The following is a 26,452-nucleotide window of genomic DNA, read 5'->3' on the forward strand; positions in this document are numbered from 1 at the left end:
AGGTATTTTCTTTTTATTTCAATCATTTGGCGCTGTGGCGAGGTTGATCCAAATCAAGCATTATTATGCAGTAATTTCTATAGTGTATAAATCTAAAAGCAAAACCGTCTGTTCATGCAAGAAAAGACCAGGAGTTAACCATGAGTCACCTTCTCGACAAATTGCGTTTTTTTAAAACTCGCAAAGAACCGTTCGCCGACGGCCACGGTGTTACAACTAATGAAGATAGAACCTGGGAGCAAGGCTATCGCCAACGCTGGCAGCATGACAAAGTTGTACGCTCAACCCACGGTGTTAACTGTACTGGCTCATGTAGCTGGAAAATTTATGTTAAAGACGGCTTAGTAACCTGGGAAATGCAACAAACCGATTACCCGCGCACTCGCCCTGATTTACCTAACCATGAACCGCGTGGCTGCCCACGTGGTGCTAGCTACTCTTGGTATATCTACAGTGCCAACCGCTTAAAATATCCTAAAATGCGTAAGCAATTAATGAAGCTATGGCGCGAAGCTAAAGCCGTACATAGCGACCCAGTAGCAGCGTGGGCGTCTATTGTTACTGATCCGGTAAAAGCTAAAAGCTATAAAGAGCGCCGTGGTTTAGGTGGTTTTGTTCGCGCTAGCTGGGATGAAGTAAACGAGCTAATTGCTGCATCAAACGTATACACCACTAAAGAATATGGGCCAGACCGCGTATCAGGCTTCTCGCCTATTCCGGCTATGTCGATGGTGTCTTATGCCGCGGGTGCACGTTACTTATCCTTAATTGGTGGTAACTGTTTAAGCTTCTACGACTGGTATTGCGACTTACCACCGGCGTCACCACAGGTATGGGGCGAACAAACTGACGTTCCTGAATCTGCCGACTGGTATAACTCAAATTATATTATTGTTTGGGGCTCTAACGTGCCGCAAACCCGTACACCTGATGCGCACTTTTTAACGGAAGTACGTTACAAGGGTACAAAAACCTGCGTTATTACACCAGATTACTCTGAAGCATCAAAATTTGGTGATACCTGGTTAGCGCCGCGCCAAGGTACAGATGCCGCCTTAGCGATGGCATTTGGTCACGTTATTTTAACTGAATTCCACGTTAAAAACCCAAGCACCTATTTTACTGACTACATACGGCGTTATACCGATATGCCGATGTTAGTTATGTTAGAGGAGAACGACGGCCGTTTAACCCAAGGTCGCTTCTTGCGCGCTGCCGACTTAGTTGACAACTTGGGTGAAGAAAACAACCCAGATTGGAAAACCATTGGTTTAAATAAAGATGGCCGCTTAACTAGCCCGAACGGTGCTATTGGTTATCGTTGGGGCCAAAAAGGTAAGTGGAACTTACAACAAGAAGATAAAGATGGCGACGTAGAATTACACTTATCGTTAAAAGATAACTGTGATGAATTTGCCGATGTTGGCTTCCCATATTTTGGTGGCGCACCACACGAATATAAATATTTCCAACATACCGCACACAACGATGTGCAAATGCGGAAAATTCCGGCTAAACGCGTACAGTTAGCCGATGGCACTAGTGCCTTGGTTGCTACTGTTTATGACCTAATGCTCGCGCATTACGGTGTCGATAACGGTGTTAATGACCCTAATCGCGCCACTAGCTACTTAGATGACATTCCTAATACACCAGGTTGGCAAGAAGCTATTACAGGCGTTAAACCTGAAGACGTTATTCGTATTGCCACCGAGTTTGGTCGTAATGCCGATAAAACCCGTGGTCGCTCTATGGTGATAGTAGGTGCTGGTTTAAACCACTGGTATCACATGGACATGAACTACCGTGGCATCATTAATATGCTAATGATGTGTGGTTGTATTGGTCAAAGTGGCGGCGGTTGGGCTCACTACGTTGGCCAAGAAAAACTACGCCCGCAAACCGGCTGGACGCCACTGGCCTTTGGTCTTGATTGGCAGCGGCCACCGCGTCATATGAACGGCACATCCTTTTTCTATAACCATTCAAGCCAATGGCGTTATGAAAAACTGAATATGACAGAAATCATTTCACCTTTAGCTAATAAAGAGAAATGGTCTGGCAGTATTATTGACTATAACGCCCGCGCCGAGCGCATGGGTTGGTTGCCGTCTGCACCACAGTTAGGCACTAATCCATTAAAGTTAGCTGCAGAAGCTAAAGCTGCAGGTGTTGAAGTTAAAGACTATGTGTTACAGCAATTAAAAGATCGCAAAATTAAATTTGCTTGTGAAAACCCTGAAGATCCAAAAAACTTCCCACGCAATATGTTTGTTTGGCGCTCGAACTTATTAGGTTCATCAGGTAAAGGCCACGAATATATGCTTAAACACTTATTAGGCACTAAACATGGCTTATTAGGTAAAGACTTAGGTGGCTTTGGTGGTAATAAACCACAAGACGTAGAATGGACCGAAGACGGTGCTGAAGGCAAAGTAGACTTATGGGTAACGCTAGACTTCCGTATGTCAACCACCTGTTTATATTCTGATATCGTGTTACCTACTGCAACTTGGTATGAAAAAGACGATATGAACACCTCGGATATGCACCCGTTTATTCACCCATTAACTGCCGCTATCGACCCAGTGTGGGAAGCGCGTAGTGACTGGGAAATATTCAAAGGCATTGCCAAGGCATTTTCTAAAGCCAGTGTTGGCCATTTAGGCGTTGAAACTGACGTAGTTACCGTGCCAATGCACCATGACACACCAGCAGAACTAGCCCAACCTTATGGCGTTAAAGCCTGGTGGAAAGGCGAATGTGAAGCTATTCCTGGTTTAACCATGCCGCATATCAATACGGTTGAACGTGACTACCCGAATACTTATGCTCGTTTTACCTCCATTGGCCCATTACTAGAAAGTAAAGGTAACGGCGGTAAAGGTATTAGTTGGGATACAAAAGATGAAGTTAAGTTTTTACAGCAATTAAACCGCGTCCACACCGACGAAGGTGTTAACAAAGGCATGGCAAAAATAGACACTGCTATCGATGCCTGCGAAATGATTTTATCTTTAGCACCAGAAACCAATGGTCAAGTAGCAGTTAAAGCGTGGGCAGCCTTAGGTGAACTAACCGGCCGTGACCACACGCATTTAGCCTTACCCAAACAAGATGAAAAAATTCGCTTTGCCGATATTGTTGCGCAGCCGCGGAAAATTATTTCATCACCAACGTGGTCTGGCTTAGAAGACGAACATGTGTCTTATAACGCTGGCTACACCAACGTGCATGAGTTAATTCCATGGCGCACCATTACTGGCCGTCAACAGTTTTATCAAGATCACGAGTGGATGCGTGACTTTGGCGAGCAGCTTTGTAGCTACAAACCACCTATTAACTTGAAAACTGTAGCACCGGTATTAAATAAAAAGCCAAACGGTAATGCGGAAATTGTACTTAACTTTTTAACACCACACCAAAAGTGGGGTATTCACAGTACGTACTCAGACAACTTACTAATGTTAACGCTGTCGCGTGGTGGCCCAATTGTTTGGATCAGCGAAATTGACGCTAAAGCCGCAGGCATTGTTGATAACGACTGGATTGAAGTGTTCAACGTTAACGGCGCCCTAGCCGCTCGTGCTGTTGTGTCGCAACGAGTACCTGAAGGCACCAGCATGATGTATCACGCTCAAGAACGTATCGTAAACATACCAGGTAGTGAGCAAACAGGCACCCGTGGCGGTATCCATAACTCGGTAACGCGAGCAGTAATGAAACCCACTCATATGATTGGTGGCTATGCGCAACAAGCATACGGCTTCAACTATTACGGTACTGTTGGTTGTAACCGCGACGAGTTTGTAGTGTTGCGTAAAATGCACAACGTTGACTGGCTAGATACGAAATAAGGTTGGAGTAAGCAATATGAAAGTTAGAGCCCAAATTGGTATGGTGCTGAATTTAGACAAATGTATAGGTTGTCACACTTGCTCCATTACCTGTAAAAACGTCTGGACCTCGCGTGAAGGTGTTGAATATGCGTGGTTTAATAACGTAGAAAGTAAACCTGGTATTGGTTTTCCTAAAGAGTGGGAAAACCAAGAAAAATGGAATGGCGGCTGGGTACGCAATAAAGCCGGCAAGCTAGAGCTAAAAATTGGTGGTAAACGCCGTATTTTAGCCAATATTTTTGCTAACCCAGATTTGCCAGAAATTGACGACTATTACGAGCCGTTCGATTTTGACTATCAACACTTACATACCGCTGGTGATTTAAAGCACCAGCCGGTAGCTCGCCCGCGCTCACTTATTACTGGTAAGCGCATGGAGAAAATCGAATGGGGCCCAAACTGGGAAGAAATTCTTGGTACTGAGTTTGCCAAACGTAAAGCAGATACTAACTTCAATGAAGTAGTAGAAAAAGACATTTACGGTCAGTTTGAAAAGACCTTTATGATGTACTTGCCACGCTTGTGTGAGCACTGCCTTAACCCAGCTTGTGTGGCGGCTTGCCCGTCAGGTGCCATCTATAAACGTGAAGAAGACGGCATTGTATTAATAGACCAAGACAAATGCCGCGGCTGGCGTATGTGTGTTTCGGCCTGTCCGTACAAAAAAATCTACTACAACTGGAAAACCGGTAAGTCAGAAAAATGTACTTTCTGTTTCCCACGCATAGAAGCTGGGCAACCGACAGTGTGTTCAGAAACCTGTGTTGGCCGTATTCGTTATTTAGGTGTGTTGCTGTATGACGCTGATAAAATTGAATCTGCAGCCAATACACCCAACGAGAAAGATTTATACCAAGCGCAAATTGATATCTTCTTAGATCCGCACGATCCAGAAGTTATCGCCGCAGCTAAAGCCGAAGGTATTGCCGATAACTGGATTAAAGCCGCACAGCGCTCGCCCGTGTATATGATGGCGATGGAATGGAAAGTTGCCCTACCATTACACCCAGAATATCGCACCTTACCTATGGTGTGGTATGTGCCACCACTGTCGCCGATTCAAGGTGCAGTGCAAGCTGGGCACGTGGGTATGAATGGCGAAATTCCGGATGTGAAATCGCTACGTATTCCACTGCGTTATTTAGCTAACATGCTAACTGCCGGTGACGAAGCCCCCGTAGCCCGTGCTTTAGAGCGGATGGTTGCCATGCGCGCCTTTAAACGTGCGCAGCAAGTAGACGGTGTTGAAGATGCCGATGTACTAGCACAGGTCGGCTTAACGCCGGTTCAAGTTGAAGAAATGTATCGCTACATGGCTTTAGCTAACTACGAAGACCGCTTTGTTATTCCAACCAGTCACCGCGCCTATGCCGAAAACGCCTACGACATAAAAACCAGCTGTGGCTTTAGTTTTGGTAATGGTTGTGGTGATGGTAATAACGACGTCAACATCTTTGGCTCTAAAGCCAAAGCGGTTCGCCAAGTTATTCCTGTAGAACTTAAGGATTAAAGCAGATGAAAATTTTTCAGGTTATATCCTTACTATTAGATTACCCAACGCCAGCATTGGTTGAAGCGCAAGCCGATTTATTAGCAATCGTTAGCGAGTCCACTATTAGTGCCGACCTTAAAAGCAAGCTAAGCGAGTTTATTCAAACTCGCTGCGCTAGCGACTTAATGGACTGGCAATCGGATTACGATGGCTTATTTGAACGCGGCCGCTCGCTGTCATTGCTGATATTTGAGCATATCCACGGCGAGTCACGCGATCGCGGTCAAGCTATGGTTAATTTACTTAACCAGTATAAAGAAGCCGGTCTAGATTTAGATAAAAAAGAGCTGCCCGATTACATTCCGCTCTACCTTGAGTTTTTATCAACCCAAGGTGAGCTAAATGGCCAAATCGGTTTAGAAGAAATTGCGCCTATTTTAGCTGTGCTAGCCTGCCGAGCTGAGCAACGAGAAACAAATTACGCAACACTGTTTCATACGTTATTAGCCCTGTCAGAAGCCGAAGTAGATTTACGCGATATTAAAGCGCAAATTTCTAACGAGCAGCGCGACGATACGCCAAAAGCCTTAGACAAAGTGTGGGAAGAAGAGATGGTTACCTTTATGGGTAACGATCAAACTGATTCTGCCTGTGGCAGCGGCAATAAACCAAGCGAAACCCAGCGCAAAGATCAATTCATTCCGCTTAGCACTGACGAGCTTGGTTCTGAACTATTTAAAGAAGCCGCAAACCCGCGCGCTTAAGGAGCATATGATGGCACACCTTAATTTGTTTGCCTTTGGTATTTACCCGTACATTGCCATAGCGGTCATGTTTATTGCTACTTGGATCCGCTACGACCGTGAGCAATACACTTGGAAAACGGGCTCAAGCCAATTGCTGGAAAAAAAGCAATTGCGCCGCGGTAGTATTCCATTCCATATTGGTATTTTAGGTATATTTTTAGGTCACTTTGTCGGTTTATTAATGCCGGCGAATGTTTGGCATTTATTTGGCATCACGCCAGGCATGAAACAAGTGATCGCGGTAGTTGCCGGCGGTATATTTGGTTTAATTTGTTTTTATGGTTTAACCATACTGATTAAACGTCGGCTATTTAATCCACGTGTTCGCGCCAGCAGTGGCACTATGGATATCGTGATTTTATTCCTACTGTATGCGCAATTAATCTTGGGCTTAATCTCTATTACCGTGTCACTAGGTCATATGGATGGTGCAGAGATGCTGAAATTAATGGCGTGGGCGCAAAATACTGCCACCTTTAATAGTACCGCCGCCGTTGCCGCTATTAGCAACGTACACTGGATCTTTAAACTGCACGTGTTTTTGGGCATGACCATATTTTTAGTGTTCCCATTCACCCGTTTAGTGCATATGTTAAGCGTGCCGGTGCAATACTTTACGCGTCAACACCAAATTGTACGGCAGCGTTTTGTTCGCTAAGCAGCTTTGCTAAGCAACAGTAACAAGCTCTAGTGCTAATCTGCTAGGCAGTACCACTGCCTAGCACGATACGCCGCTATATTAGCCAGTAGAGGTTTACCATGATTCAAGTTAACCAAACCACCATACCCGAAGCCACGGTAATGGCAGAAATACAATACCACCCTGCTGCAAGCAAACGCGAAGCCACATTAAAAGCGGCAGAATCTTTAATTATTGGTGAGCTATTTCGCCAACGCGCCAAAGCATTAGGTATTACCGTAAAAAGTGAGCTAAACATTGCCAGCGACGATAATTTCTTAGATGCGTTAATCGAGCAAGAAGTGCATATTCCCAAAGCCTCTGATGCCGAGTGCGAGCAATATTACAACTTAAACCCACAACGTTTTCACAGCTCGCCATTATTAGAAGTTAGCCATATTTTACTAGCGGCGGCGCCGGAAGATCACAAAGGCCGCATTGAAGCGAAAATCTTGTCTGAGCAAATTATTGAGCAATTACAACAAGGCGCTAGTTTCGCCGAATTAGCTAAGCACTACTCTATTTGCCCATCTAAAGCCACAGACGGTAGTTTAGGCCAAATAAGTAAAGGCCAAACCGTAGCCGAGTTTGAACGGCAAATATTCACCGCAGAAACTGGGCTAATGACACAAGGTGTAGAAAGCCGTTACGGCATTCACGTAGTGTATATCGCCCGCAAAGTAGCCGGTAACTTACTACCTTACAGCGCAGTACAGCTTAAAATTGCCGAATATTTAAATGAAAAAGTACGGCGTAAAGCCGTAGCGCAGTACATTCATACGCTAATTGTTAACGCCGAAATTGACGGTTACGACTTTAACTTATCAGACTCACCGTTAATGCAATAAAACATTGTTAAAACAATAAACGGTTAATCAAACCAAGCCAGCAGTTAAATGCTGGCTTTTTGCTTAAAGGCGCTTAGAGGAAACAATTTAATGATGATATAGCACTTGCAAAAGCTGGGGATCTATCTAATTTACTATCCGGAATTAGTTGACCACTACAGTTTTTAAATATGACACATCCCCAGCCCACACCTGGTTTGGGCCTAACGGGTTAAAATTCATGTTCAATAAATTATTCGCTACAGCATCACTGTATTTCCGCTTTGTTGTGACTTTGTAAGCGATACGCTGCTTAACGACTAAACCCAACCGTTTCATCAAGCCAATGACACGATGCCGGCTAACATCAAAGCCTTCTTTGCGAAGCTTTTTCCCAAGCTCACGGCTACCCAGACTGTCTCGACTATCTTCAAAAAGCGCCTTCGCCCTACGATGTAAATTCAGTGTTTGTGCACTGATAATTATCGCGGGACGTTTTCGCCAAGCATAGTATGCAGATTTGCTAACGCGCATCACTTTACACGATATGGCAACTGGGTACTGCTTACCTAAACTTTTGAGAAATGAATATTTTATTTCATTTCTTTTGCGAAAAACGCTGAAGCCTTTTTTAATATTTCGCGCTCCATTAGCAAGCGTTTATTGTCTTTTCTGAGCTGAACGAGTTCAGCCCGCTCATCCTTCGACAACTCTGAATCTTCATCTTGTTGTTTAAACTTCGCTACCCAGTTATAAAGTAGCTTATCAGTGATATTCAGTGAGGCGGCAGCCTCAACAACTGAGTAACCTTGCTCAATCACCAGCGCCACCGCTTCTTGCTTAAAATCGTTTGGATATTGTTTGTTAGTACGTTTAGTCATTTTATACCTCAATAATTGGATATTATCCTTTATTGAAGTGTCCGGCTAATTCAACCACAACAGGATTCTAAATCCTTATTTAATTGAAAGTGGTACCTACCGAAGCTGCACCTCTGTAATCAGAAACATTGATCATAAGATATTATATATAGCTCCGAAACATACTGATGTCCTAGAGTTAGTTGATGATCTTATTCGTTACATTAATACTCCTCAAACTGATCAGTTGGTAAAGGCTATAAATGCTTACGTTACCTTTCTAAAAATACATCCATTTACTGATGGAAACGGCAGAACTGCCAGAGCGTTATTTGAATCGATAGCAAAGAAAGAGGCTAGGTACTTTGTCCATCTTTCGATTTTTAGGCTGGGTAGCGCCCCTTCTCTTTATGATGCCATGTTGAATTGTGGGTTGAATGAAGGGAAAACCGCACATCAAAGCAGTTTTTTTAAAGAATACCTCTCGTGGTCTAACTTATTCAAAAAAGAATGTGTAGGCCATACTAAAAAGTGCATTCGCTATTTATTAAACTCCATTAATGAGTTCGAGTTATGTGATGGTTTTATATTGTTTCTAAAAGCTTTCTGGTCAAACCCAGTTTTAAGTTACCGCCGAATTTTATCAGTCGATTTAAATAATAATAAAAAAATAGATAAATGGCTATTTCTGATGTTAAACAAGGAGTTTTTGTCAATTAGACAAGCTAAAGGCGTGAAAGGTGCTGTATTCGAGAGCAATTTCATTGTTAATTTTTATAAAAAAATCGATGATCTAGTATTGATAGGGAAAAATAATGAGTTTTAATCTAAGTAAAGTTGCAATAGCAACAATGTGTATGTTTTCAACTATCACATTAGATAGTACGGCAAGGAACGTATTATCGGCACCTGAGCTTGATATTGGGGAAGCCAGTTTGGCGTTAGTTAGTGGGCTGAGGTGGGGAGTCACAAAAGCTCAAGCCTGTGCAGGTGGAGCTTCTTATAGTGACTGTTATAGTGACATTGAACACTTTGAAATCATATACACCCCACCTTCAGATAATTGGGACTGGGACTATGACCCATTTGAAGGGATGGATTACGGCGACCCGAATTATGACAACGAATATGATGCAGGCGGCCAAGGTGGAGGTGATGGCCAATTTACTGCAAGCACAACACCGTTGATGACAGAGCACTCAAAACGCGATGTCGCACTTGCGGTATCGAATATTCTGACTGAGCTCCAATCATTGAAACTTCAACTTTCTGGTCTAATCAGTGCCAATGATATGGCTAAGCTAAATAGAATGATAAGTGGTGCGCAACAATGGTTAAATTTACTTAATAGCACTGTCCAATTGAGCGAACTCGTAATCGAAGAAAATTACAACGCTGCGTTTGCAGAATTTGGAGGGCTACTAGCTGGCGTCGTGGTGTACTCAGGCGTCTCGATAGCTCTTGGAGCCATTACAGCTCCAGCAATTGCTGCTATGTTGGCTGGATTGGGAGCCTATGGTGTCGCAAATATGGTCGAAGGGCATCTTAATACATTGATGCTAGCTGATATCTTTGATGATTTATTAAATACCTCTTTAGAAAATCTGCTTCGCTATGAAGACCGTCATGGAGACACCTTTTCCGAATCTTGGAGTAGATTTAAATGTTCATACGGACATTGTACTCAAATTCCTCCTATCATCTTAGATTTAGATGGAGACGGATTAGAAATGACATCTATTAAAGCATCTAGAGCTTTTATGGATTTTGATAATGATGGTTATTACGAAAAGCTGTCCTGGGTAAATGGCGACGACGGGATACTCTTTCTCGACCTGAATAATTCTGGCACGTTAGACCAGTATAACGAATTTGCGCTTGCATCACATGCAGGGCCCAAAATGTCAGATTTAGATGGTCTCAGAACTTTCGATAGTAATAAAGATAATTTGTTTAATGAGTCTGATGAAGCCTTTTTTAAAGCTGGCGTTTGGGTAGATAAAAATGCAAATGCGAAAGTCGATAAGGGTGAGACTTATAAGCTATCCGATTTAGGAATCGTAAACCTGACGCTTGGTAAAAACGGTATACATGGTAATGTGGGTGACTCAACATACTTGGACAAGATGTCATTTGACATGGTAATGCGTACTGGTCAATTTGTGACGAATGACGCATTCAACGTCGTTGTCACTGCAACGTATTATGGACGACGTGTCCAAAAATTAAGCAATGGAGTTAGGATTATTAGTCAAGAAACTGGACAGAAATATTTAGATTTAAGAAAAATTAAAGAAGACGTTTCATTTATTTTAGGGGCTGACTCTTTTGAAGGCATAAGCGATTTCAGTGCTGTTCGGACTGGGGTAGGAAATGATAATATTACCATTTCGACAGATATTAGTTCATTAGTAAAAGCTGGGAAAGGGAATGATAAGGTGTCCGGTGGAGTTGGAAATGACCGAGTTTTTGGTAATGCTGGGAATGATGAACTGTTTGGAGGCAATGGGAAAGATACGTTATACGGAAATACAGGTAACGATTTATTATTTGGCGGTGCCGATGATGATGGCCTGTTCGGTGGCGGTCATGATGACGAACTAAATGGTGGAGATGGTAATGACTATCTCCACGGTGGTCCTGGGCGAGATACATTTGTCTTGAGTTCAGGATTCGACACTGTTGCAGATTTTAACGTCAAAAAGGATAAATTGAAAGTTCTGGGTATTGCTGCTGGTGATGCTGAAAAGATGATTAAAACAGCAAAAGACACTCAGCATGGCGTAGTTATCACGAGTAATTTAGGGAGAATGATTTTATTGAACGTAAAGTCTTCTGATTTAACATTCGATAATTTTGTTACTAACTAGAAAATTAAGTGGCGCTCATCCCTGAACCAACAGGTCAGGGATGAGCAAATGGAGTTAATATGGAACTGATTTTTAATAGAAGTAAGAAGTCTATATTTATTGCAATATTTCTGCTTTTTCCTTTTTTTCTACTTAGTTTGAAAATGATTTTTAATTTACTGGTTTATGACCTTCAACCTGTGTCTGAGAAATACTACGCGGCATATCCAACCTCTGTTATTCTAGGATTAATACTCTACATTATTTTCTTTAACGAAATAAAAAATAAAGGAAAATACTTAACGTTTAATTACGAAGGCTTTGGAGCAGGATTAAATAAAAGTGATTTTTTCAGTTGGGAAAATGTAAGCCTTGTCCGTTTAAATACTCATCAACATACTATCAGTTTATATAGACCAAACGAGATAATTATAATAGAACAACGTTTAGGAGAGTATTCCGTAGATTACGAAAAACTTTCGTTGTTACTAGAAAAGGTAAGCGCTAAACATATGTTTAAATTTGAGGTTTTTTAATGCCCTGTCCAAACTGCCACTCATTTAAGTTTTCGCTAAAGATGTTTGGGCGTGAAGGAACCGTCTGTAGTAAGTGTGAGTGCTTGTATATTACATTCTTCTCGTTGAATAGGTTCTTTGCAGCTGTAGCGATTATAGCTGTGTTGTATTTTCTGTTAAAATACGTAATCGGTGTAGAGTTTAGAAACATTGACACAGGTTTTATTATACTAATAAGTGCATTTATTTCAGTAAAAAGTAAAGTGGTGAAATTGCCTGGTTAAGTCGAGACCAATACAGCTTATTCGTTTTATTTGGCGTTATTACAGCCGCTTTACTTGTTACTCTTTACAAAAAAGTAACGGCTGCAACCGGCACATATCGGCTGTTTCTATCTAATCCTGATGGCCTAACGTGATACTGTACTGAGCTATAACGCTCGGTATAGCCGCGTTGCTCGGTATTAATATTAGCCAGTTTATGTAACTCGTTTGTCGCACGCTGTGCGGTATAGCCCACTACATCGGCAATAATTTGCTCTATTGGCGCAACTTCAATCACAACCTGTCTGTCAGCACTCACCGAAGTCGCTGAACACATTAGCATTGTTGCTAATAACAATTTTTTTAACACTGCTGATTGCATAGCAAATACCTTATTCGATGATAAAGCGGCCATTGTTACCGATGCAGCTGAATCGCTCCTGAAGCGGCTTACTCCTGAGGGGGTAAGCAGGTCACTAAAACCGCGCCTTAGCGCCCTATGCGCTATTCAACTAAGGCTAAAACTTGATCTAGATCAAGCTTTTTACGGCCAAGCAGATTAAGCTAAAACACAACATATAGTGCAAATATTAAATAACAACACTAGATGAAGGGTTTTATGCTTAACTTTACTGACGAAAACATTGTATTTCAGGAAGTGCCAGATGAAGTGTCACTGGCGTTTACCATTAGCGGTTGCCCTGTTGGCTGCAAAGGCTGCCACAGCAGCTACAGTTGGAATGCTAACCAAGGCACGCCGTTAACCACTGGTTATTTTCAGCAGCGCTTACAAAGCTATCAAGGGCTGATTAGCTGTGTATTGTTTTTAGGCGGCGAGTGGCATCACGATGCCTTAGTCGAGCTATTACACATTGCCCAATCTGCTGGGCTAAATACCTGCTTATACACCGGCTTAGATCAAGTTTCCGCCAAGCTTAAAAACCGTCTTACCTATTTAAAAACCGGCCGCTGGCTCGCAGAGCTTGGCGGTTTAGATAGCCCGAACACTAATCAAAAATTTATTGATTTACGCTCAGGCCACTGCCTAAACCATCGTTTTATTCGTTAATAACCAGCTGAGGGATCATTCATGCACGCGCTTAATTCTAACCAAATTCAACATAAGCTTAACTTTATCGATAAATACTTAAAGGCTAATAATGCTGCCGATGGCTCTACTTTAGATGCCAATGCCAACGTAACGCAAAAAAATATTGCTACGCTTGAAGCCGAAATAATGAAAGACCATTTTATTCAGGTGAATAGAGCTTTAGTCAGTAAAAAAATTAGCCAGCTATTCGGCCAAGACTTAGCAGTAGAATATGTAAGGCAAATAGAACAACATGAAATTTATGTGCATGATGAAACCAGTTTAAAACCGTATTGTGTGTCGGTAACTATGTATCCATTTTTGCGTGATGGTTTAACCAAGCTGGGTGGTGAGTCTAAAGCGCCTAAGCATTTAGAATCCTTTTGCGGCTGCTTTGTTAACTTTGTTTTTGCCGTGTCTAGCCAGTTTGCTGGTGCGGTGGCAACGGTAGAGTTTTTAACCTATTTCGACTACTTTGCCCGTAAAGACTATGGCGACAATTACCTAAACACCCACCGTAAACAAATTGAAAACCATCTACAGCACGTGGTGTATGCATTAAACCAACCTGCAGCAGCTCGCGGCTACCAAAGCGTATTTTGGAATATTTCGGTGTACGACCAGCATTACTTCGATAGTATGTTTGGTAACTTTGTGTTTCCCGATTTTGTTAAGCCAGAATGGCAATCAGTATCAGCTTTGCAGCAATTTTTCTTAAGCTGGTTTAATGCCGAGCGCGAAAAAACTGTACTCACCTTCCCTGTGGTTACCGTAGCCATGTTAACCGAAAACGGTAAATGTAAAGATCAGGCCTTTGCTAATGATATGGCCAAAGAGCTAGCCGCCGGTAATGCGTTTTTTGTTTATCAGTCAGACAATGCCGACTCGCTCGCTAGCTGCTGCCGATTACGCAGCGAAATTAGCGATAACACCTTCTCTTATTCGTTAGGGGCTGGCGGCGTGGCTACCGGTTCAATTAACGTAATTACTATTAATATGAACCGGCTTATTCAAGACGGCCGTGATATTGCGACAGAAATAAGCAAAATTCATAAATACCAAGTGGCCTATCGCAAATTGATGGAAGAGTACAAAGACGCGGGGTTACTAACGGTGTATGACGCCGGTTTTATTTCGCTTGATAAGCAATTTTTAACCATTGGTATTAACGGCATGGTTGAAGCGGCTGAATCGCAAGGTATCACCGCAAGCAATAACCCAGACTATATTGCCTTTGTGCAACAACAGTTAAAGGTTATTTTCGACGCCAACAAAGCGGCCAAAGCTGAATATGGTTATATGTTTAACACCGAATTTGTACCAGCAGAAAACCTTGGTGTTAAAAATGCGAAATGGGATCGCGAAGACGGCTACATTGTTAAGCGCGACTGCTATAACTCATATTTTTATGTCGTTGAAGATGATAACTGCAACACCTTAGATAAATTTCAAATGCATGGCCGCCAGTTACTCGACTATTTAGATGGCGGCTCGGCGCTGCATCTAAATTTAGAAGAACGCTTAGACCAAGCTGGTTACTTAAACTTGTTAAATATTGCGGCGAATACTGGTTGTAATTACTTTTGTATCAATGTAAAAATTACCATTTGTAATCAGTGCGAAACTATTGATAAACGCACGCTATGCGCCTGCCCACGCTGCGGGAGCAAAGATATTGACTATGGCACCCGAGTTATTGGTTACTTAAAACGTGTATCAGCCTTTAGCAGCGGCCGGCGTTTAGAGCATAGCTTGCGCCATTACGAGCGCACCAGTAGCGATATAACCGCACATAAACCACTGACAATGCAACGCCAAGCTTAACTTAATTTAGCTTAGCTTAGCGCACTAAGCCGCCGTATTGCCCAGCTACTAGGCAATACGGCTTAAATTTACCATTAACTAATTTAATATAAAAACGACAACTATTTTCGCTAGATTACTAAGCAAATAGTGTGGGTTTAAACATCGCTAAATAAAAAATACCCGCCAACTGCAGTAATGCAAGTATGGCAGTAACGGAGCGCACCACGGCACTTAGTGTTGGCTTTAACGCCATGATGCCAAAAAGGATATAGCCAATAAGCAGTAAAATTTTAAAGCCTAACCACTGATGGGCAAAAGGCTGCCACGGGCCAATAGCTAACAAGGTAAAAGCCATGGTTAACAATAAGGTATCATTGATATGCGGCAAACGCCGCCACTTGCTATTACGCCAACCGGGCTTGCCGGCCACATCGAGAGCTAAACGCAGCATAAATAATGTGGCGCTTAAATAGGCAAAGGCCATATGCCAATGCTTGACGGGTAAATAAAACTCCATTGCAGCGCCTTTAACAAAGCTATTTTCGCCGCACCTTAAACTAAATGCGCCAACCTGCCTATACAACTAAAGGGGTAGTTTACACCCTGCACCAATAGCATATAGGGTGAATGCAACCCAGATGGTAAAATAAACCCAAATTAAGTTAGGTTTAAATTACCCAGAAAACATTAGACCCCTTATTTAACCAGTAAAAACAAAGCTGTAAATGTCGGCCTAGTTTTTGCTTATACAACAAAAGCTAGGTAAGTACCTGGTAGTAAGTAAAAAAACAGGAGTGAAACATGACACTTTGGCGCGAATTTTTTGGGATCAGGAGGCAGTATGGCTGCATATCGTAAACTCTGGTGGGTGTTAATTTGCACCTTGGCAATAACCTTTGGCTTTTTAGGTTATTTTGGTACGGAAGTATATCGTTCGGCGCCGCCTATTCCGGCAAAGGTAGTTAACGCGCAAGGCAATGTGGTAATGACCAATGAGACCATTTTAAATGGTCAAACCGCATGGCAATCTGTTGGTGGTATGCAGTTAGGTTCTATCTGGGGCCATGGTGCTTATCAAGCGCCAGATTGGACTGCTGATTGGTTACACCGTGAATTGCTCGCCTGGTTAGAACTAGCCGCACAGGACACCTATAGCGCGAGCTATGCGTCATTAACCCCTGCGCAGCAAAACGGCTTACAGTTTGAATTAAAGCAAGCCTATCGCACTAATACTTATGACGTAGCATCTGATACGTTGCAGTTAACTGACCGTCGCATAACAGCCATTGAGCAAACCGCTGAGCACTATATTGCGCTATTTGGTGACGACCCAACGTTAACCGAAACTCGCAATAACTATGCGATGAAAAACAATACGCTACCTTCATTGTCTCGTCGCCAAGAGATGACACAGTTTTTCTTCTGGACGGCATGGGCCGCATCTACTGAGCGCACACCAGATGCAGCAACCTATACCAACAACTGGCCGCATGAGCCGTTAATTGATAATAAGCCGACGGCTGAAAACCTAATATGGTCTTTAATCAGTATTATTATATTAATAGCCGGTGTTGGCGCACTAGTATGGGCGTGGGCTTTCCTTCGCAAACATGATGATGAACAGCCGGTATCGCCTAAAAAAGATCCTATTGCTAGCCTTAAACTAACGCCGTCACAAAAGTCGTTAGGTAAATATATTGTAGTAGTAGTTGCGCTATTTACACTGCAAGTGTTCTTGGGTGGTTTTACCGCGCACTATACTGTTGAAGGTGACGGCTTCTATGGCTTAAATACCACTGAGTGGATCCCTTATACTTTAGCCCGTACTTGGCACTTACAAGCCGCCATGTTCTGGATTGCCACCGGCTTTTTAGCCGCAGGCTTATTTTTAGCGCCGATTATCAACGGTGGTAAAGATCCTAAGTTCCAAAAACTCGGTGTCGACATACTGTTTTGGGCATTGGTGGTGTTAGTTGCAGGCTCGTTTGCCGGTAACTACTTCGCTATTATGCAAATAATGCCGCATGAATATAGCTTCTGGTTTGGTCATCAGGGTTATGAGTACATTGATATTGGCCGATTCTGGCAGATCATTAAATACATCGGAATCTTATTCTGGTTAGTATTAATGCTGCGCGCCATCGTTCCGGCGCTTAAAGCACCAGGTGATAAAAACCTATTGGCTTTATTTGCCGCATCAGTTATCTGTGTTGGTATGTTCTACGGTGCCGGTTTATTTTACGGCGAGCGTACACATTTATCAGTTATGGAATACTGGCGTTGGTGGGTAGTTCACCTGTGGGTAGAAGGCTTCTTTGAAGTGTTCGCCACGGTATCTTTAGCCTTTATTTTCCATAGTATGGGCTTGGTATCACGCACTATGGCTACCAGTGCTAGTTTAGCCTCAGCATCGTTATTTATGCTGGGTGGTATTCCTGGTACGTTCCATCACCTGTACTTCTCAGGCACTACTACACCGGTAATGGCTGTTGGCGCTACCTTTAGTGCGCTAGAAGTTGTACCTCTAGTAGTGTTAGGTTATGAAGCCTTTGAACAATGGCGTATGAAAAATCAGGCACCGTGGATGGCTGACTTAAAATGGCCTCTGATGTTTTTTGTTGCGGTATCGTTTTGGAATATGCTTGGTGCCGGTGTGTTAGGCTTTATGATTAACCCACCTATCGCGCTTTACTATATTCAAGGCTTAAACACTACACCAACCCATGCTCACGCGGCACTGTTTGGTGTATATGGTTTCTTAGCCTTAGGTTTCTGTTTATTGATACTGCGTTATATTCGCCCGCAGCTAAAATTTGATGAAAAACTAATGAAAACCGCCTTCTGGTGGATGAACGGTGGCTTGGTACTTATGCTATTTACCAGCTTGCTACCTATTGGTTTTATTCAGTTTTATGCCAGTGCTAGCCAAGGCTTATGGTATGCCCGTAGCGAAGCCTTTATGCAAAGTGATTTACTGCATACGCTACGCTGGGTTCGTACCATCGGTGACGTTATCTTTATCGTTGGTGCGTTAGCGGTAAGCTGGCAGGTAGTTAAAGGTGTGTTTAATACTAAAGCTGCAGAGCAGAAGCTTTAACCACTAAGTTAGGCATAAAAATTATAAGACACCACGGCCTTTGCTGTGGTGTCTTTTTTTAAATTCTTTATAATTGCCGCCCTTGCTCGCACATTCTGGACACTTAGGTGCAAACCAACGTTAAAAACCTGCTTCGCAACCTTGCCGCACAGTTAGGATTAGTTAAACAAGACAGCCAAACATTATCAGCCATTCCGCTTAGCGAACGCTTAAAAGTAGCGTTAGCGGCTTTTATTGCCCTGTTTGTGGTTACCTTTACCTGCTTACAATTAGCCGATACTACCAGTACTGTCGTGTTACTCGCTTCTATGGGCGCATCATCAGTATTGCTATTTGGTTTACCTAACAGCCCGCTCGCTAAACCTTGGTCGTTTGTCGGTGGCCATTTAATTTCGGCTACGGTTGGCCTCATTTGCTCGCACTTATTTACTGATTTAGCACTAATGGCCGCCACCACTATTGGTTTAGTGCTATTTGTTATGTACATTTTTGAGTGTATGCATCCGCCCGGCGGCGCTACCGCCTTAGTACCGGTTATTGCTGCCAGTGATAAAATTTTAGGCTATGATTTTTTGCTGTATCCGGTAGCGCTTAGCGTGTTTGTCATGCTGGCGGTATCACTAGTATTAAACAAAGTGTTGTTAAAACGTGGCTTACAAAAGCCCAGCCAAAAATTCGACCCCGTGCATTTGCATCATGATAAATCACCGTTAAAACGCCTAGGCTTACAAACCGAAGATTTACTTAGCGCACTTAATAGCTTTGACACAGTAATTGACGTAAGCGAACAAGACTTAGAACGCTTATATCGCCAAGCACAGTTAAATGCGTATCAACGTAAAAGTGGTGAAATTCGCTGTCGCGATATTATGTCGCGCGACCTTATTACCGTAACCCCCGACACTGCCGTTGCTAGCGCATGGCAACTGCTGCGTAAACATAAAATAAGTATGCTGCCCGTAACCGATAGCAATACGCAGTTACTAGGTGTTATCGCCACCGTCGATTTTCTGAAAAACTTAAAGGTGCCGCATTACTGGGGTTTATTGCGTCATCTCAATAACTTATTACTGAAAAACCGCCACAACAAACACTACAAACGTAAAGTAGAAGAAATTATGGTGAGTAACCTTACCGTAGTGCATGAAGATGACCATATTGTCGCTTTGGTACCCATATTATCTGATCAGGGTTTACACCATATTCCGGTGCTTAATGCCCAGCAACAACTGGTGGGTATTATTACCCAATCTGATCTAATTGCTGCACTCTTTAGCAACCAAGTTGCCAGTGCTTAACACTAAGGAACTTACCGCAACAACAAGCGGTGGTCATACCACCCATTCAGAGGTATAGCCACTACTCCCAACTACCATTATTCACCCTGCCTATTTACATTATCATTGCAACTAATAGCTCAGTAGTCGTTCAATGATAAGAGGTAACCTATGAAAAATTTAGCCATATCGCAACTTGCAGCAGGCATTTTACTTGGGCTGGCATCAGTGGCCGCTTGCGCAGCGCCCACATTAAAACATCCCAGCGAATTTATTATTGATGGCATGGTGTTTGGCATGCCTAAGGCCAAAGTTTATACCGAAGATTACCAAGGCCCAGCTGTGGTTGGTGACTACGTTACGGCATTACCAAATTTGAAAAAACTCGACTATCGCGGCAATCGAGAACACCAAGTACGAATGGACGTATTTGCCCAGCAAGTAGAAGTTGCGCCAGGGCAAAGCTATGCCGCTTGGTCATTTGGCGGTTCAGTACCCGGGCCAACATTGCATGTGCGTGAAGGCGACCGCGTGGTATTTACCATGAAAAACCGTTCGGACGAAGAAGTATCGGTCACTAACCCCATTAAAGGTGGTGCGCCTTACTTTGCGCAACTGCAAGCTAACTTATACCAAAACAATAAACCGGTAATAAGCCCCATGCCGCACTCAATGGACTTTCATGCCGGCACAGTAGCCGCTGATGATAAATGGCAAAGCATAGCCCCAGGTGAAACCATTCAGTTTGAATGGGTTGCCAACTATCCCGGCGTTTATATGTACCACTGCGGCACACCAAGCGTGCTAATGCACACAGCCATGGGCCAGTATGGTGCGGTAGTGGTATCACCGAAAAATGGTTATCCAACAGATAAAAAAGTGGACCATGAATATGTCATCGTGCAATCCGAGTTTTATCTAGAAAAATTTGAAAATAACTACATTTACAATCACGACGCGGCCATGGCGCGCAACCCAAGCCACGTTACCTTTAATGGCCATGTTAGTGCGTTATCCGATACACCATTAAAAGCCAATGCTGGTGATCGGGTGCGTATTTATATGCTAAACGCTGGGCCAAGCGGTACCTCTAGCTTCCACGTTATTGGTGCCATTTTTGACCGCGTTTGGTACGAAGGCAATATTGAAAACGAATGGCGTGGTATGCAAACCGTGTTACTTGGCGCCAGCAACAGCGCAGTAATGGAGTTTATTGTGCCAGAAGCCGGAGTATATAAATTGGTAGACCACGAGTTTGCCGATGCCGAACGCGGCGCAGCTGGCGCATTAGTCGCTGGGCCGCGTAAAGCCAAGTAAATGCAGAGGTGCCTACTGATGAAAGCATTAATAACAACGCTAGCTTTTGCCCTTAGTACTGTCGCAGTTGCTGCCGATACTGTTGTCATTGACGCAGGCACCTTTAAACCAGCAATTAGGCTTAATAAAACAGAACAAAATATAAACATTGCTGCTTTTGCCTTAGACCGTAACTCGGTGTCAGAGCAGCAGTTTGCTAATTTTGTGCTAGCTAACCCACAGTGGCAACGTAGCCAAGTACCGATTATTTTTGCCGATAAAGATTATTTACGCCATTGGCAAGATGAAGTAACACCGGCCCACTCTGCCAACGCAGATACGCCAGTAACACGGGTATCTTGGTTTGCCGCCCGCGCTTATTGTCAGGCGCAAGGCGGCCGCCTACCCACACTAAATGAATGGGAATACAGCGTACAACAGTGGCGCGAACAGCAACAATTATCCGACGCTAACTATGCCAAGCTGGTATTTAGCTGGTTTAGCAACCCGCAGCAAACCCTGTTTGCCGAGCAAATAACGGCTGGGCCAGCAGGTTTAATAGGCAAAGTTAATGAATGGGTTGACGATTTTCAGCTACTGCTCACCAATGGTGATGACGTAGACGCCCTTAGTGGTTCGTGTGGTGACACTGCTCGCTTTATGGCCGAGTTTGATACCGCGCACTACGCCAGCTTTTTACGCTATCAATCCCGCAGCAATTACCGCCCACAAAGCACTACCAGCACTCTGGGCTTTCGTTGTGCTTACTCAGTAAGGAGCAACAAATGAATAAACTAGTATTAGCCGTAAGTTTAGCGGCAGCATTTGGTATAACCACCAACGCTGTGGCACAGCAACGCGATGCGCATAGCCAACATCAGGCCGCTGCTACACATAACGAACATAACGAACATAACGCGCACACTATGCACCATACTGCGCTTAAACCTGCAGCGGTTAATTTTGACGACTCGCTGTATCACTTTAACGCCAACTGGCAAAGCCAACGCCAGCAGCATGTTCAGTTAAGCCAGTTTCAAGGCAAGCCAGTAATTATCAGCATGATTTACGGTAATTGCCGTACCGCCTGCCCGCTTTTGGTATTAGATGCTAAAACGCTGATTGAAGCCTTACCTGCGCAGATACGCGCCGATATTAACGTGGTGTTTGTTAGCTTTGACCATGAACGCGATCAGCCACAGGCTTTAGCCGAATACGCAGAGCGCGTGGGCGCACTGGACGATAACTGGCATTTTTTACATGGCGACGCTAACGACATTCGTACCCTCGCAGCCCTGCTTGGTATTAGATACAATAAAAACGATGACGGTAATTTTAACCACAGTAATGTGCTAACCGTGCTTGATCAAGAAGGCCGCATTACCGCACGCCAAGAAGGTTTACGCCAAGATCCAGCACCCGCTGTAGCGCGCATTTCACAACTTATGCACCATTAAGAGGTAAAACTTATGAAACTCCTACTCTCTGGACTCGCCGCCCTCGCCCTTATTTTTACTTTACCAGCACAAGCTGAAGGCAATGCCGAGGCTGGCCAAGCCAAAGCCGGTATCTGTGCCGGTTGTCATGGCCGCGATGGTAATAGCCCAATGCCGAAGATGTACCCAACACTCGCCGGACAAAGCAGTGACGAGCTACAAGCTAAGTTGCATGCTTATCGTAAAGGTGAAGGCAGCGGGCCTATGGTTGCATCTATGATTGCCATGGCTAAACCACTGAGCGAAGAAGATGTTGCTAATTTAGCCGCCTACTTTAGTCAGCAACAACGTCGTTAAACGTCAATTAAATAAAAAACACCGCAACATTTGCGGTGTTTTTTATGCCTATTTTAACAACATAGTTAACCTGTCAAATTAAGCCAACTTAAACCGGTTAACTAACATTTGTAACTGCTCAGCTAAATCGGCTAGCTCATGGCTAGTGCTGGCCATTTGTGTTGCACCGGCGCTAGTTTGTGCAGCAACATCACTAATGCTAAGTATTTTGCGATTAATATCTTCAGCGACGGTACTTTGTTGCTCAGCAGCCGAGGCTATTTGCATATTTTTGTCATTAATACTGTTAATACCTAACAACACACTGGCGAGTATTTCTCCGGTTTCAGCCACCTTATCACTGCCCTCGTGCGCTTGGTCTAAACTTAAACGCATGGCATCCGAGGCTTTTATCGCGCCTTGCTGCAATACTTCTATCATGCGTTGAATGTCGCCGGTCGATTGTGCCGTACGCTGCGCTAACGTTCTAACTTCATCCGCCACCACAGCAAAACCACGGCCTTGCTCTCCAGCACGCGCGGCTTCTATGGCGGCGTTTAGCGCCAATAAGTTAGTTTGGTCGGCAATACCACGAATTACGTCAAGCACAGAAGCGATGGCTTCACTGTCGTGTTTAACACTATCAATTACCGTCGCGGTGCTATCTACCTGAGCCGACAAACGCTCAATCAGTTTAATCGTTTGCTCTAGCTTAGTTTGGCCGTCTGCCGAGCCTTGCTGCACGGTTTCAGACAGCTCTGCCGCTTCTGCCGTGCTGCTGGCCACATCGCGCACAGTTGCGCTCATTTCATGCATGGCAGTAGCTACCATTTCGGTATCTTGTTGCTGCTGTTGCACGCCTTTACTGGTTTGCAAGGTTACCGCTGACGACTCTTCTGCCGCAGTAGCAATTTGAGCGGTAGCTGCACCAATTTCATTAAGTATGCGCTGTAGCTCTTGCGCCATAGTGTTGGTACTTTGGGCAATACGGCCAAACTCATCTTTACTTGCATAATTACTACGTACGGTTAAATTACGCTGCGATAACGCAATTATCGTCGTTTCGATACTGTGTACCGCTTCAGCAATACTGCGCACAGTAATAGTGGCTACCGTTGCCAGTAGGCTAACAATTAACACTATTGCTAAGGCAAATAGCCATAATTTACGTTGTGCTTGCTGATAAAGCTGCATCGCCTCAGCAACAATATGTTGGCTTAACAGCTGTTCAAACTCGCTCATTTTTGCCAAGCGCAGCGTGGCTAAATCAAACCATTGGCCACCATCAACCTGTAAGCTTTGTTCCAATGGCGACGTAGTTGTAAGTTGCTGCAAGCGTGTAACTTCAGTAAAACTATTATGCTGGCTTAGCTGTTGCCAAGCGCTTAACTGCACTGGGCTAAGCATGCGGGTAAAGTTCTCGTAATACGCATTAAAAGCGCCCATATTGCTGCTAACCCGCGCTAGCAATGCACTGTTGGCACTACCACGGTTGAATACTTCACCTAAAATAGCGCGTTCGCGGCCAGCGCGTTCTTTCATTTGGGTGAACTGGTTTAATGTTGCCAGCTGTTGCGCCATGCCTAAATGCGTTACCTCGCTTTCTAGCTTTTGGTTTACGTTAATTAATGCACTAATTAAGGCGGTATAACGTTCGGCCGACAAGGCACCCGTAATAGCTAACTTATCTACCTGGCTGCGCAGCGCCGATAATTGTTGTAACTGTTGCTGTGCCGCTTGCAGTTGCGGCTGCTTTAGCGCAAAAAAAGCCTGTAGTTGCTGATCACTTTGCTGGCGAAGTTGCACCACCCGCTGCTTAAGCTTGTTACCAGAACTCGCTAAGAACACCCCGCTTGCACCGCGCTCAGCTTGTAACGCACTGACTAAATGATTAGTAACAACCGAGGTATCGATCGATGCTCTAACATGTTGTGCTAGGCTAACCTGTTGCCAACTTTGCGTGAGTTGGCTAACTAACAACCATAACGCTATGACTACTGGCAAAAAAAGTAGCAACATCAGCTTTTGGCTGATGCTCAAGTTTCGAACGAATTGCGCCATTATGTTTGTCCTTTAGTGAATATCCTAACTATTTTAGGTGAAAAATACCCAACCGCCTAACAGGTAATGGTAGCTACCTCTTTATGGTTAGCCTTCTACCCTAGTGGGGTCAATGTAAGCAGTAAGTGGGTTTGTTACACTAACAAAAATAGTTACTGGGGCTTAAATATGAATATTGAATCTTATGCCGACTTAATTCGCGAAGCGAGCGTGCAGCCTGAGCCGCAGCGCCTAATGTTTGTATTCGCTAAAGCTGAATTACCACGAGGCTATACCGAAGCGCAGCAGGAAAGGTTCGCCAACCAGCAAGGCGGTACGCTAGCGCCTGTGCTTTGCGTTGATAAATTACCTGAAGAAATCGAAGATTTTTCAGTACTGGTTGAAGAATCTACTCACACCGGTATTGACTGGGATATCGCTTTTGTTGCCGCTTTAGGTGGCCGCGGTGGTTTTGCCCCCAACAGCGATGAAGCTGCTCAGCCATTAAAAATGATGATGGAAAAAATTCAAGGCGGCATGATTGCCGATTTTCTAACTTTTAATAAGCATGGCGAACTCGTCGCGTTGTATTAAGCTGGTTGGTAAATTTACGGAAAAATTTAATAGGGCGCATATTTACGCCCTATTAAATTGGCTTTAAATTCCAATGTTTATCACAGTCTCAGATTTTAAGCGCAATCTTGGCGTAGTTACTCCGACCATACCGCATACTCGTTACTACTGGGATCGCTAAAATGAAATCGGCGACCACCAGGAAAACTAAAAATTTGCTTCACAATCTGCCCTCCAGCGGCTTCTACTTTTACTAGCGTAGCTTCAAGGTTGGAACTATAAAGCACAACCAAGGCACTACCCTTCGCAGTTTCAACAACCAGTTCCGACCTATAAAAGCCGCCATCAAGACCCGCATTCTGCATGGCAATATAGTCAGAGCCATAATCTATAAATTGCCAGCCAAAAGCATCAGAGAAAAACTGCTTAGTACCTTCAAGATTTCTGGCCGGTAATTCGATGTAGTTGATTTTTACAGATGTCATAATTAACCTCGTAGCGCTGAAGAGCTGCTATAACTTGCACAAAATCGCAGAGTTATCTGGGCCAAGTTATTAGCTGTCGCCGGCAATATAAAACTGCCCCACCTTAACCAAATCTACCTCAGCACAAGCTGTTTGTTATATTTGGCTATCGGGTAGCTCAAGCTGCCTCTCACTTCGCCATACTCGAATAAGTACAATCTCGGTCTCTTGCCTCAAGTAAACAACTCGAAAAGGCGAATGAATTAATTCTCGGATATGGTTCGAACCAAACTCGGGGACAATCCGGCCGGCATCAGGGTGACGCAAAAGTATTTCAGCGTGTTTCAGAATGGCTATCACATATTCATCACCGATATGCGGCACACTCTCTTCAATGTAGTGCACTTGAATAGCTTGCAAATCTTCAAGAGCGGACTGTGCAATGCGTAGCTCCATTTAGTTAATGCCCAGTGCTTTCTTCGCATCGGCTAAAGAAACAGTATTGCCCTCACGGACATCCATAAGGCCTTTAGCCACGGCCTTAACGAACCGAAGCTCCTCAGCAGTTTTTTCAAACTCCTCAAGCCCTTGAACAACAGCTACGCCACGACCTCGGCTCGTAAGCAAGATTGGGCGATGTGTATCCTGAGCTCGGTTAACCACCTTTCCCGGATTAATTTTTAGATCTGAAAGAGGAACGACATCTTCTGAAAATTTCACTTGCATGACGCATACTCCAAAGCAAAACAGGCACCATTAATAGCACCAGTTAACAGGTGCGGTCAAGGCAATGTGACGCCAAAATTTAGCGCACAGCGGGTTGACGTCCCAGCGATCAACGGGAGCG

General features: G+C 43.9%; 25 protein-coding genes. 17 read left to right on the forward strand and 8 right to left on the reverse strand.

The window, feature by feature from the left end; translation table 11 throughout:
* Positions 1–140 precede the first annotated feature (140 nt).
* The 5 genes from E0Z06_RS09185 to E0Z06_RS09205 all read left to right on the forward strand — a co-directional run bounded on the left by E0Z06_RS09185 (position 141) and on the right by E0Z06_RS09205 (position 7,724).
* On the forward strand, positions 141–3,857 hold the full coding sequence (locus tag E0Z06_RS09185; protein ID WP_132583970.1) for a nitrate reductase subunit alpha: 3,717 nt from the start codon (positions 141–143) through the stop codon (positions 3,855–3,857).
* Positions 3,858–3,873: 16 nt separating this feature from the next.
* Entirely contained in the window at positions 3,874–5,409 is a 1,536-nt protein-coding gene (gene narH / locus E0Z06_RS09190) for a nitrate reductase subunit beta (RefSeq protein ID WP_132583972.1), read from the forward strand.
* A gap of 5 nt (positions 5,410–5,414) precedes the next feature.
* Complete coding sequence (narJ, locus tag E0Z06_RS09195) at positions 5,415–6,155, forward strand: nitrate reductase molybdenum cofactor assembly chaperone (RefSeq protein ID WP_132583974.1); 741 nt, start codon at positions 5,415–5,417, stop codon at positions 6,153–6,155.
* Between the two features lie 10 nt (positions 6,156–6,165).
* Positions 6,166–6,855: a respiratory nitrate reductase subunit gamma gene (narI, locus tag E0Z06_RS09200; protein ID WP_132586771.1), complete on the forward strand. Its 690-nt coding sequence runs from the start codon at positions 6,166–6,168 to the stop codon at positions 6,853–6,855.
* 101 nt (positions 6,856–6,956) lie between these two features.
* On the forward strand, positions 6,957–7,724 hold the full coding sequence (locus E0Z06_RS09205; protein WP_132583975.1) for a peptidylprolyl isomerase: 768 nt from the start codon (positions 6,957–6,959) through the stop codon (positions 7,722–7,724).
* 144 nt (positions 7,725–7,868) lie between these two features.
* On the opposite strand, the gene E0Z06_RS09210 is transcribed toward E0Z06_RS09205, so the two are convergent.
* Positions 7,869–8,237 carry an IS3 family transposase gene (locus tag E0Z06_RS09210; protein ID WP_132583977.1) on the reverse strand — a complete coding sequence of 123 codons (369 nt, stop codon included), beginning with the start codon at positions 8,235–8,237 and terminating at the stop codon, positions 7,869–7,871.
* Between the two features lie 59 nt (positions 8,238–8,296).
* A complete protein-coding gene (locus tag E0Z06_RS09215; protein ID WP_132583980.1) occupies positions 8,297–8,584 on the reverse strand; it encodes a transposase in 288 nt (95 codons plus the stop codon).
* A 127-nt stretch (positions 8,585–8,711) separates the two neighbouring features.
* On the opposite strand from E0Z06_RS09215, the gene E0Z06_RS09220 reads away from it, so the two are divergent.
* From E0Z06_RS09220 to E0Z06_RS09230, 3 genes are read left to right on the forward strand one after another with little or no spacing between them, the layout of a single operon-like run.
* Entirely contained in the window at positions 8,712–9,389 is a 678-nt protein-coding gene (locus E0Z06_RS09220; RefSeq protein WP_347812441.1) for a Fic family protein, read from the forward strand.
* A complete protein-coding gene (locus tag E0Z06_RS15740) occupies positions 9,379–11,433 on the forward strand; it encodes a calcium-binding protein (RefSeq protein ID WP_132583984.1) in 2,055 nt (684 codons plus the stop codon). Before E0Z06_RS09220 ends, E0Z06_RS15740 begins: the two co-directional genes overlap by 11 nt.
* A gap of 59 nt (positions 11,434–11,492) precedes the next feature.
* Positions 11,493–11,948, forward strand: a complete 456-nt coding sequence (locus E0Z06_RS09230) for a hypothetical protein (RefSeq protein WP_132583986.1) — start codon at positions 11,493–11,495, stop codon at positions 11,946–11,948.
* Between the two features lie 327 nt (positions 11,949–12,275).
* Here E0Z06_RS09230 and E0Z06_RS09235 read toward each other — a convergent pair whose 3' ends face one another.
* Positions 12,276–12,572 (reverse strand): hypothetical protein, encoded by a 297-nt coding sequence (locus E0Z06_RS09235; RefSeq protein WP_132583988.1) that lies wholly within the window; start codon positions 12,570–12,572, stop codon positions 12,276–12,278.
* 237 nt (positions 12,573–12,809) lie between these two features.
* Here E0Z06_RS09235 and nrdG point away from each other — a divergent pair, with 237 nt between their 5' ends.
* Positions 12,810–13,259 (forward strand): anaerobic ribonucleoside-triphosphate reductase activating protein, encoded by a 450-nt coding sequence (gene nrdG / locus E0Z06_RS09240; protein WP_132583990.1) that lies wholly within the window; start codon positions 12,810–12,812, stop codon positions 13,257–13,259.
* Between the two features lie 21 nt (positions 13,260–13,280).
* Positions 13,281–15,104 (forward strand): anaerobic ribonucleoside-triphosphate reductase, encoded by a 1,824-nt coding sequence (gene nrdD, locus E0Z06_RS09245; protein WP_132583992.1) that lies wholly within the window; start codon positions 13,281–13,283, stop codon positions 15,102–15,104.
* A gap of 118 nt (positions 15,105–15,222) precedes the next feature.
* Here the strand turns inward: nrdD and E0Z06_RS09250 are convergent, their stop codons facing one another.
* The gene (locus E0Z06_RS09250; protein WP_132583994.1) at positions 15,223–15,603 is read right to left on the reverse strand and encodes a SirB2 family protein; all 381 of its coding nucleotides are present in this window, start codon (positions 15,601–15,603) and stop codon (positions 15,223–15,225) included.
* A 324-nt stretch (positions 15,604–15,927) separates the two neighbouring features.
* Between E0Z06_RS09250 and E0Z06_RS09255 the strand changes: the two genes are divergently transcribed.
* The 6 genes from E0Z06_RS09255 (at position 15,928) to E0Z06_RS09280 (ending at position 22,549) form a co-directional block, all read left to right on the forward strand.
* Positions 15,928–18,183 carry a nitric-oxide reductase large subunit gene (locus E0Z06_RS09255; RefSeq protein ID WP_132583996.1) on the forward strand — a complete coding sequence of 752 codons (2,256 nt, stop codon included), beginning with the start codon at positions 15,928–15,930 and terminating at the stop codon, positions 18,181–18,183.
* A gap of 107 nt (positions 18,184–18,290) precedes the next feature.
* Entirely contained in the window at positions 18,291–19,481 is a 1,191-nt protein-coding gene (locus E0Z06_RS09260; protein ID WP_132583998.1) for an HPP family protein, read from the forward strand.
* Between the two features lie 150 nt (positions 19,482–19,631).
* The gene (locus E0Z06_RS09265; protein WP_132584000.1) at positions 19,632–20,777 is read left to right on the forward strand and encodes a multicopper oxidase domain-containing protein; all 1,146 of its coding nucleotides are present in this window, start codon (positions 19,632–19,634) and stop codon (positions 20,775–20,777) included.
* Positions 20,778–20,795: 18 nt separating this feature from the next.
* Positions 20,796–21,545 (forward strand): formylglycine-generating enzyme family protein, encoded by a 750-nt coding sequence (locus E0Z06_RS09270; protein ID WP_132584002.1) that lies wholly within the window; start codon positions 20,796–20,798, stop codon positions 21,543–21,545.
* Positions 21,542–22,213, forward strand: coding sequence for an SCO family protein (locus E0Z06_RS09275; protein ID WP_132584004.1), 672 nt, complete (start codon positions 21,542–21,544; stop codon positions 22,211–22,213). Before E0Z06_RS09270 ends, E0Z06_RS09275 begins: the two co-directional genes overlap by 4 nt.
* A gap of 12 nt (positions 22,214–22,225) precedes the next feature.
* Positions 22,226–22,549 (forward strand): cytochrome c, encoded by a 324-nt coding sequence (locus E0Z06_RS09280; protein ID WP_132584006.1) that lies wholly within the window; start codon positions 22,226–22,228, stop codon positions 22,547–22,549.
* 78 nt (positions 22,550–22,627) lie between these two features.
* On the opposite strand, the gene E0Z06_RS09285 is transcribed toward E0Z06_RS09280, so the two are convergent.
* Positions 22,628–24,589, reverse strand: a complete 1,962-nt coding sequence (locus E0Z06_RS09285) for a methyl-accepting chemotaxis protein (protein WP_132584008.1) — start codon at positions 24,587–24,589, stop codon at positions 22,628–22,630.
* 168 nt (positions 24,590–24,757) lie between these two features.
* Between E0Z06_RS09285 and E0Z06_RS09290 the strand changes: the two genes are divergently transcribed.
* On the forward strand, positions 24,758–25,162 hold the full coding sequence (locus tag E0Z06_RS09290) for a ribonucleotide reductase subunit alpha (protein ID WP_132584010.1): 405 nt from the start codon (positions 24,758–24,760) through the stop codon (positions 25,160–25,162).
* A 116-nt stretch (positions 25,163–25,278) separates the two neighbouring features.
* On the opposite strand, the gene E0Z06_RS09295 is transcribed toward E0Z06_RS09290, so the two are convergent.
* From E0Z06_RS09295 to E0Z06_RS09305, 3 genes are all read right to left on the reverse strand, one after another.
* Complete coding sequence (locus E0Z06_RS09295; RefSeq protein WP_132584012.1) at positions 25,279–25,626, reverse strand: VOC family protein; 348 nt, start codon at positions 25,624–25,626, stop codon at positions 25,279–25,281.
* Between the two features lie 135 nt (positions 25,627–25,761).
* Positions 25,762–26,061 carry a type II toxin-antitoxin system RelE/ParE family toxin gene (locus E0Z06_RS09300; protein WP_132584014.1) on the reverse strand — a complete coding sequence of 100 codons (300 nt, stop codon included), beginning with the start codon at positions 26,059–26,061 and terminating at the stop codon, positions 25,762–25,764.
* Entirely contained in the window at positions 26,062–26,331 is a 270-nt protein-coding gene (locus tag E0Z06_RS09305; protein ID WP_132584016.1) for a type II toxin-antitoxin system Phd/YefM family antitoxin, read from the reverse strand.
* Positions 26,332–26,452: the final 121 nt, after the last annotated feature.

The sequence above is a fragment of the Rheinheimera sp. D18 genome, assembly GCF_004345025.1.
GTDB lineage: Bacteria > Pseudomonadota > Gammaproteobacteria > Enterobacterales > Alteromonadaceae > Alishewanella > Alishewanella metallidurans.